This window comes from Burkholderia sp. Ac-20392, from assembly GCF_017104585.1.
Classification (GTDB): domain Bacteria; phylum Pseudomonadota; class Gammaproteobacteria; order Burkholderiales; family Burkholderiaceae; genus Burkholderia; species Burkholderia lata.
Genome location: NZ_JAAGPB010000052.1, coordinates 22,238 through 30,136 on the forward strand (window position 1 = coordinate 22,238; position 7,899 = coordinate 30,136).

Annotated in this window: 9 protein-coding genes and 1 tRNA gene; 2 read left to right on the forward strand and 8 right to left on the reverse strand. The window is 65.1% G+C overall.

Annotated elements, in window-relative coordinates; all coding sequences use genetic code 11:
- Window positions 1–132 precede the first annotated feature (132 nt).
- From G3N99_RS10040 to G3N99_RS10065, 6 genes are all read right to left on the reverse strand, one after another.
- Window positions 133–209: transfer RNA gene (locus G3N99_RS10040), tRNA-Val, on the reverse strand.
- Window positions 210–296: 87 nt separating this feature from the next.
- Entirely contained in the window at window positions 297–2,531 is a 2,235-nt protein-coding gene (locus G3N99_RS10045) for a bifunctional (p)ppGpp synthetase/guanosine-3',5'-bis(diphosphate) 3'-pyrophosphohydrolase (protein WP_206122301.1), read from the reverse strand.
- A gap of 39 nt (window positions 2,532–2,570) precedes the next feature.
- On the reverse strand, window positions 2,571–2,924 hold the full coding sequence (locus G3N99_RS10050; protein ID WP_011351776.1) for a RidA family protein: 354 nt from the start codon (window positions 2,922–2,924) through the stop codon (window positions 2,571–2,573).
- Between the two features lie 80 nt (window positions 2,925–3,004).
- Window positions 3,005–3,901, reverse strand: a complete 897-nt coding sequence (locus G3N99_RS10055; RefSeq protein ID WP_206122302.1) for an alpha/beta hydrolase — start codon at window positions 3,899–3,901, stop codon at window positions 3,005–3,007.
- A gap of 196 nt (window positions 3,902–4,097) precedes the next feature.
- Window positions 4,098–4,739 (reverse strand): CoA transferase subunit B, encoded by a 642-nt coding sequence (locus tag G3N99_RS10060; RefSeq protein WP_011351774.1) that lies wholly within the window; start codon window positions 4,737–4,739, stop codon window positions 4,098–4,100.
- A 1-nt stretch (window position 4,740) separates the two neighbouring features.
- On the reverse strand, window positions 4,741–5,445 hold the full coding sequence (locus G3N99_RS10065) for a CoA transferase subunit A (RefSeq protein WP_174934479.1): 705 nt from the start codon (window positions 5,443–5,445) through the stop codon (window positions 4,741–4,743).
- A gap of 223 nt (window positions 5,446–5,668) precedes the next feature.
- Here G3N99_RS10065 and G3N99_RS10070 point away from each other — a divergent pair, with 223 nt between their 5' ends.
- Complete coding sequence (locus tag G3N99_RS10070; RefSeq protein ID WP_174935223.1) at window positions 5,669–6,214, forward strand: LuxR C-terminal-related transcriptional regulator; 546 nt, start codon at window positions 5,669–5,671, stop codon at window positions 6,212–6,214.
- Window positions 6,215–6,324: 110 nt separating this feature from the next.
- Here G3N99_RS10070 and G3N99_RS10075 read toward each other — a convergent pair whose 3' ends face one another.
- On the reverse strand, window positions 6,325–6,756 hold the full coding sequence (locus G3N99_RS10075) for a thioesterase family protein (protein ID WP_011351771.1): 432 nt from the start codon (window positions 6,754–6,756) through the stop codon (window positions 6,325–6,327).
- 32 nt (window positions 6,757–6,788) lie between these two features.
- Window positions 6,789–7,571: an SDR family oxidoreductase gene (locus G3N99_RS10080; RefSeq protein WP_011351770.1), complete on the reverse strand. Its 783-nt coding sequence runs from the start codon at window positions 7,569–7,571 to the stop codon at window positions 6,789–6,791.
- Window positions 7,572–7,677: 106 nt separating this feature from the next.
- On the opposite strand from G3N99_RS10080, the gene G3N99_RS10085 reads away from it, so the two are divergent.
- The coding region (locus tag G3N99_RS10085) for an FAD-binding protein (RefSeq protein ID WP_226111393.1) at window positions 7,678–7,899 on the forward strand (222 nt) is incomplete at its 3' end.

Here is a 7,899-nt window from a genome sequence, read left to right on the forward strand (position 1 = left end):
AAAGGGTTCCTCGACTAGCGTCGCTCCGAAAAGGTTTCGGTCAACGTTCGCGGTGTCATAACCGTATTCGCCTTGTTCGCGTTGAGTTATTTGCTGCATCGAACACCCGGAAGCCGGGCATTCTCAATTCGTTGGTAGGCTCGATTGGACTCGAACCAACGACCCCCACCATGTCAAGGTGGTGCTCTAACCAGCTGAGCTACGAGCCTAGTGAAGCTAAGATTATATGGAGCCGTTACCCGCTTGGCAAGTATTTTTATGCGGTCGCAGCAAAATAACGGTGTTCGAACCCCACATCACGCCTTCCGCCCCGCCCGCACGACGCCCTGTACCTCGCCGAGCAACGTGCACGCACGCTGCACCTGCGCCGAGTTCGACACCTCGACCGTGAACTGCATGAATGCCGCATTGCGGCGGCTCTGCGTCTTCACGCCCACCACATTCATCTTCTCGCGCGCGAACACTTCGGAGATGTCGCGCAGCAACCCTTGCCGATCGCTCGCCTCGATCATCAGGTCGACCGGATAGACAGACGCACCGCGCCCGCCGAGCACGTCGGCCGACCAGGTCGTCTGCAGCACGCGCTCCGGCGCGCGCTCGACCATCCGTCGGAACGTCGGGCAATCGGTGCGGTGGATCGACATCCCCTTGCCGCGCGTGACGAAACCGCTGATCGGATCGGGCGGCGCCGGACGGCAGCAGCGCGCGAGTTGGGTCAGCAGTGCGTCGACGCCCACGACCAGCACGCCGGTTGACGCGCCGTGCGCGACGCTGGCGCCGCTGCTGCGCTTCTCGAAATCGGCCGGCGCCTCGGGCGCCGGTTCGGGCGGCGGCGCATCGGACAGCGCGTGCTCGACATTGCGCAGGCTGAACTCTTCCTTGCCGACGACCGAGAACAGTTCCTCGGGCGACTTGAAGCCGAGCTTCGCGGCGAGGTTATCCAGGTTGACCGACGTCTTGCCCTCGCGTTGCAACGTCTTTTCGACGAGCGCGCGGCCATGCGAGACGTTTTCTTCCTGCTCGATCGAGTTGAACCACGCACGCACCTTCTGACGCGCGCGCGGGCTCTTCATATAGCCGAGCTGCAGATTCAACCAGTCGCGCGACGGCCCGCCCTCCTTCACCGCGACGATCTCGACCGTCTGGCCGTTGGCGAGCGGCGTATTGAGCGGCACCATCGCGCCGTCGACGCGCGCACCACGGCAGCGATGACCCAGTTCGCTGTGCAGGTGGTACGCAAAATCGACCGGCGTCGCGCCCTGCGGCAACGCGATCACGCGCGCCTGCGGCGTCAGCACGTAGATGTGGTCGTCGTCGAGCGACGTCTCGCGCAATTGCGCCCACGCCTTGTCACCCGACTTTTCCGCGCCGTCCTCGACGTCGTCCTTCCACGCGAGCAGCTGGCGCAGCCAGGCAATCTTCTCGTCGTACTTGTCGCTCGCCGAGAACTGGCCGCCGTAGCCGCGCGCGCCGGCTTCCTTGTAGCGCCAGTGCGCGGCGACGCCGTACTCGGCGAAACGGTGCATCTCCTGCGTGCGGATCTGCACTTCGAACGCGCGGCCGTCGTCGCCGATCACGACCGTGTGCAGCGACTTGTAGCCGTTCGGCTTCGGCCGCGAGATGTAGTCGTCGAATTCCTTCGGCACCGGCTGCCACAGGTGATGCACGATGCCGAGCACCGCGTAGCAATCCTTGATGTCCGGCACGATCACGCGAAACGCGCGCACGTCGTACAGCTCGGAGAAGTCGAGCTCCTTGCCGCGCATCTTGCGCCAGATGCTATAGATATGCTTCGGCCGGCCGCTCACGTCCGCCTGGATGTGCGCGTCCGCCAGTTCCTGCTGCAAGCGGTCGATCGCCTGCGTGACGTACGCTTCGCGCTCGATGCGCTTCTCGTCGAGCAGCTTCGCGATCCGCTTGTAGGTGACGGGATCCTCGAAGCGGAACGCGAGATCCTCGAGCTCCCACTTCAATTGCCAGATGCCGAGACGGTTCGCGAGCGGCGCGTAGATCTCGAGCGTCTCGCGCGCGACGTCGGGCGGCGGGTCGATCTTCGCGGCCGCGTAGTAGCGCAGCGACTGCAAGCGCGACGCGAGCCGGATCAGCACCACGCGGATGTCTTGCGCAAACGCAAGCAACATCTTGCGCAGCGCCTCGATCTGCGTACGCCGCTCTTCCGCCGCGTCGCGCCCCGCATCGGGCACCGCGTTCTGCGCGGCACGCAGGCTGACGGTACCGAGTCGCAACAGCTTGCGCACGTCGGACACCAGCCGCGCCACTTCGTCGCCGAAACGCTCGGCGAGTTCGCGCTCGGGGTTGCTCAGGTGCGGCGTCAACACGAACAGCGCGGCCGCCTGCACCGCAGGCGGATCGACGTTCAGCGTGCGCATGATCGACGCCGTGCCCGCCGAGTGATCGGCGAGCAGCTCGCCCGACGACAGGCGCACGTCGCCGGCCCGCTCGCGCACGAACGCGAGCACGTCGTCGAACGACGGCGCCGCGACGGGGGAAGCGGAAACGGACTCGGTCATTGCTCGGCCTGGCGAAATGCGATCATCGTCGGGTTACGTTCAGCTCCGCTGCGCAGCAACGACCACGATCTCGACGAGCAGCGCCGGATCCGCGAGCTTCGCCTCGACGGTGGCACGCGGCGGCGTGTTGCCGTGCGCGACCCATGCGTCCCACTCCGCATTCATGCCTTCGAAGTTCGCCAGATCCGAGATGTAGATCTGCACCGACAGCAGATGCGCCTTGTCGCTGTTCGCTTCGGCGAGCAGGCGATCGATGTGGCCGAGCACTTCGCGCGTCTGGCCCTTGATGTCCTGCGTGGTGTCTTCGGCGATCTGGCCGGCCAGATACACGGTACCGTTGTGGATCGCGGTTTCGGAGAGACGGGCCCCGACGTGGTGACGAATGACTGCCATGGAATGTTCCGGTCGTGAATGGGTGAGAAATCGGGCGGCGGCACGGCCCGCGTGCCGCCGAACCGCATATTATGACGCGTTTATGCGCCGCCTTCGACGAAAAACCGCCGCGCGAGGGCGATCTGGCTTGCGTCGATGAACGCCGGCGCGTGGCCCGCCCCCGGAATCTCGGCATGCGTCACATGCCGGCCGCGACGCACCATGTCGGCCACCGTTTCGCGCGACAGCAGGTCCGACGCCTCGCCACGCACGACGAGCAGCGATGCGTTCGTCGTCTCGATCGCATGCCACAGCGCGGCCTCGCCGAGCGCCGCCAATTCGGGCGTCGTCGCCTTGAACGGTTCGGCGATGCGCGGATCGTAGCGAATCGTCCAGCCACCTTCAGGCAGTTCGCGCAGCAGCGGCCCGTTGATCTCGCGCCACTCGTCTGCGGTCAGCGCACCGAACGGCAGCGACAGCGACGTCAGATAGTCGATGCCCTCCTGCTGGGTCACAAAGCGCGGCTGCACGCCGAGATATTCGCCAATGCGCGTCAGCGAATCGGGCTCGATGCGCGGGCCGACGTCGTTGACGATCATCCGGCGCAGCGGCGAACCGGGCAGCCCCGCGAACGCCATGCCGATCAACCCGCCCATCGACGTGCCGAACCAGTCGACCGATTCGACATCGAGCCGCGCAATCAGCGTCACCATGTCGGCCACGTATTGCGGGATCGCATAAAGCCGCGGATCAGCCAGCCAGCCCGACTGGCCGCGCCCGACGACATCGGGGCAGACGACGCGATACGTATCGGACAGCGCAGCCGCGAGCCGGTCGAAATCGCGCCCGGAACGGGTCAGGCCATGCACGCAGACCAGCACGCGCGGGTTGGCGGGATCGCCCCACTCGGTATAGGCGACGTGGTGAAGGCCGGCAGCGCTCGCACACTGCACGCGCCGCTGGCGAGGAACCTGGGAATTCGCTGGGGTCGTTGGCATCGTTGGCATCCTGTCGAACGGGGGCGACGCGCAGGGCAACGCTTGCGACGCCCGATGCAAACGATTGTAAACCGCTTCAGCCGCACGGGTCCGCTCATCGGGCACCCGACAATCGGCCTGACGTACGCAATGACAAACGCCCCGCATGCCGTCGGCCGGCATGCGGGGCGTCGAAGCCGCGCTGACGCGCGGAACCTTATGCGACCGCGCTGATGTCGAGCGGCGCGCCCGTCTTTGCCTGGATCTCGTCGGCGCTCACGCCGTCGGCGAGTTCAAGAACCTTCAGGCCGGACGGCGTCACTTCGATCACGCCGAGATCGGTGATGATCAGGTCGACCACGCCGACGCCCGTCAGCGGCAGGTTGCATTCCTCGAGGATCTTGTGCTGGTCGCCCTTCGCGACATGCTCCATCAGCACGACGACGCGCTTCACGCCGGCGACGAGATCCATCGCGCCGCCCATCCCCTTGATCATCTTGCCGGGGATCATCCAGTTCGCGAGGTCGCCCTGCTTGCTGACCTGCATCGCGCCGAGAATCGCCAGGTTGATGTGGCCGCCGCGGATCATCGCGAACGAATCGGCCGACGAGAAGATCGACGAGCCCGGCAGCGTCGTGACGGTCTGCTTGCCGGCGTTGATGAGATCGGCGTCGACTTCGTCTTCGGTCGGCGACGGGCCGATGCCGAGCAGGCCGTTCTCCGACTGCAGCCACACCTCGACGCCTTCCGGCACGTGGTTCGCAACGAGCGTCGGCAGGCCGATGCCGAGATTCACGTAGAAACCGTCCTGCAGTTCTTTCGCCGCGCGCGCGGCCATCTGGTCACGATTCCAGGCCATGTCAGTCTCCTTTCGCGCGTACGACGCGTTGTTCGATGCGTTTTTCGGGCGTCGCGTTCAGCACGATGCGCTGCACGAAAATCCCCGGCGTGTGGATGTGGTCCGGATCGAGCGCGCCGTTCTCGACGATCTCCTCGACCTCGGCGACGGTGATCTTGCCGGCCATCGCGCACATCGGGTTGAAGTTGCGCGCGGTGCGGCGAAAAACCAGGTTGCCGGACTTGTCGGCCTTCCACGCCTTCACGAGCGCGACATCGGCCGTCAGCGACGGCTCGAGCACGTAGTGGCGATCGCCGAACTGGCGCGTTTCCTTGCCTTCCGCGATCACGGTGCCGTAGCCCGTGTTCGTGAAGAACGCCGGGATGCCCGCACCGCCCGCACGCAGCTTTTCGGCGAGCGTGCCTTGCGGCGTGAATTCGAGTTCGAGTTCGCCGGCCAGGTACTGGCGCTCGAACTCCTTGTTCTCGCCGACGTACGACGAGATCATCTTCTTGATCTGGCGCGTTTCCAGCAGCAGACCGAGGCCGAAACCGTCGACGCCCGCGTTGTTGCTGATGCAGGTGATGCCCTTGACGGCCGTATCGCGCAACGCCGCGATCAGCGCCTCCGGAATCCCGCACAGGCCGAAGCCGCCCACCGCGAAGGTTTGCCCGTCGCGGACGATCCCTTCCAGCGCGGCAGCCGCGCTTGGATAGACTTTGTTCATCAGTTGTCCCTTCCTCTATGGAAACCAGCGAAACCGGTTCACGCGCCCACGTGGCTCGCAAGCCCGCCGCATCATTCTATGCATGCACGGCGATGCCTGCGTCGAGGCGCGCTGTTTTTATACCGCGGCAAACCGCCACGAGATGCCTGAAAGGGTACGATGCGGCGCGGATGCGGCACAATACGCAAAAATACATAAGCGTTTGCCTCCGCTTGCCTGCGCCATGCCCGCTCTCGATTACCAGACTGCCTTCCTCCTCGCGCCGCTCGGCCTCGTCCTGTCGCGCGACCGCGTGATCGAGGACTGCAACGACGCGCTCGCGTCGATCTTTCGCTGCGCGCGGGCCGACCTGATCGGAAAATCGTACGAGGTGCTCTACCCGTCGACGGACGAATTCCAGCGAATCGGCGAGCGTATCGCGCGCGTGATGGCCGCGAACGGCATCTACTCGGATGACAGAATCATGAAACGGGCGGACGGCGAGCTGTTCTGGTGCCACGTCACCGGCCGCGCAATCGACCGCACCGCGCCGCTTGCGGCGGGCGTGTGGACCTTCGAGGATTTGAGCGCGACGCGTCGCGTCGCTGTCGAACTGACCCCGCGCGAGCGCGAGATCGCCGCGCAACTCGCGACCGGCAAGACCAGCAAGCAGATCGGGCGCGTGCTCGACATCAGTTCGCGCACGGTCGACATCTACCGCGCACGGCTGATGCGCAAGTACGGGACCAACAATACGCCCGAGCTGCTGCAGCGCCTGCTCGGACATTAAATGACGGCGCCCGGATGACAATCGGCCGCACATGGCGGCCGATTCGGGAAACAACGGGCATGGCGCACCGCCGGCGACCTTGCGCCGGCCCGGCCTCGCCGACTCGATGCTCAGCCGACCTTCGCCGCGAGCGCGCGCTCGATCGTGTCGCGCAGCAACTGGGGCAGCGGCACCGACTTGCCGAGTGCGTAGTCGACCCACACGCAGCGCGCGTTGCCGCGCGCATAGACATGCTGCGGATCGTCGGCGCGCGTCAGCTCGAAACCCGTGTCGAAGCTGCTACGGCCGGGTTTCGCAGCCGACATCCTCGCGATCACGTCGCCCGGATAGTGCAGCTGCTTGAGAAACTCCATCGACGCCGTGACGATGACGGGCCCCTGCCCCTCGCCGTTGCCGCCGGCGATGCCGAGCTCCTCGAACCACGAGATCCGTGCCTGCTCCATGTAGCGGAAATAGACCGTGTTGTTCACATGGCCGAACGCGTCCATGTCGCCCCAGCGGATCGGCATCGACATTTCAAAAACGGGGGAATAATCACTCATTGCAGTCTTCTTTGTTGCTGAATGTCATCCGCTCAGGCGAGGCCGAAGCCGTCGTCGGCGGAGATAATCGAGCCATTGATGAACTGCGACTCGTCGGCCGCGAGCAGCAACAACAGCCCGTCGAGATCCTGCGGCTTGCCGACGCGCCGGCGCGGCAGCATCGACTGCAGCTTCTGGCCCTGCTCGGTTTCCCACAGGTAATGATTGATTTCGGTATCGATATAGCCCGGACAGATCGCGTTGACGTTGATCCCGTGGCGCCCCCACTCGAGCGCCATCGCGCGCGTCATCTGCACGACCGCCGCCTTGCTCATCGCGTACAGGCCGATCTGCGGAAACACGCGCAGCCCGGCCACCGACGCGATGTTGATGATCCGGCACGGCGGCTTGCCGTTGCCGCTTCCGTTCGCGCGCATGATCATCCGCTTCGCGACTTCCTGCGCGACGAAAAATGCGCCGCGCGTGTTGGTGTCGAATACGAACTCGAAATCGGCCGGCGTCACGTCGACGAGCTTCTGCATCGTCGACACGCCCGAATTGTTCACGAGGATGTCGATCGTACCGGCTTCCGTCTCCGCGTGCGCGACCGCCGCCTTGATGCTCTGGACGTCGGTGACGTCGAGCGACACGACGTGCGCGGCACCGCCCGCCGCCTCGATCTCGGCACGCAGCTCCTTCAGGCGCTCGACGCGACGGCTCGCGAGCACGACCTTCGCACCGGCCTGCGACAGCACCTGCGCAAAGCGCTGCCCGAGGCCGCTCGACGCGCCCGTGACCAGCGCAACCTTGCCTTCCAGATTGATCGACCGACCCATTTGCACTTCCCCTTTCGATGTCGTTTCGCCGCCACGGACAGTACGGCCCGAACGGCATTACCCTAGCACGAAAATAGAACGATCGTGCTAATCTAGCCGCATGCTGTTGCGGCAAGCGTTTCGTTTCGCAGACAATACGCTCCCGAATAAAAGCATTCTAACGGTTAGAGGAACGCCAATGACCCCCGCAAGCCTCATCGAGCAATACGGCCCGCGCGAATCGATGGAATACGACGTCGTGATCGTCGGCGGCGGCCCCGCCGGGCTGTCGGCGGCGATCCGGCTCAAGCAGCTGGCCGCCGAGAAAGGCACCGAAATCGGCGTGTGC

Excerpts from the sequence above, each read along its gene's own strand:
- G3N99_RS10045 (WP_206122301.1), bottom strand. The coding sequence starts at position 2,531 with ATGACCGAGTCCGTTTCCGCTTCCCCCGTCGCGGCGCCGTCGTTCGAC.
- G3N99_RS10050 (WP_011351776.1), bottom strand. The coding sequence starts at position 2,924 with ATGGCAGTCATTCGTCACCACGTCGGGGCCCGTCTCTCCGAAACCGCG.
- G3N99_RS10055 (WP_206122302.1), bottom strand. The coding sequence starts at position 3,901 with ATGCCAACGACCCCAGCGAATTCCCAGGTTCCTCGCCAGCGGCGCGTG.
- G3N99_RS10060 (WP_011351774.1), bottom strand. The coding sequence starts at position 4,739 with ATGGCCTGGAATCGTGACCAGATGGCCGCGCGCGCGGCGAAAGAACTG.
- G3N99_RS10065 (WP_174934479.1), bottom strand. The coding sequence starts at position 5,445 with ATGAACAAAGTCTATCCAAGCGCGGCTGCCGCGCTGGAAGGGATCGTC.
- G3N99_RS10070 (WP_174935223.1), top strand. The coding sequence starts at position 5,669 with ATGCCCGCTCTCGATTACCAGACTGCCTTCCTCCTCGCGCCGCTCGGC.
- G3N99_RS10075 (WP_011351771.1), bottom strand. The coding sequence starts at position 6,756 with ATGAGTGATTATTCCCCCGTTTTTGAAATGTCGATGCCGATCCGCTGG.
- G3N99_RS10080 (WP_011351770.1), bottom strand. The coding sequence starts at position 7,571 with ATGGGTCGGTCGATCAATCTGGAAGGCAAGGTTGCGCTGGTCACGGGC.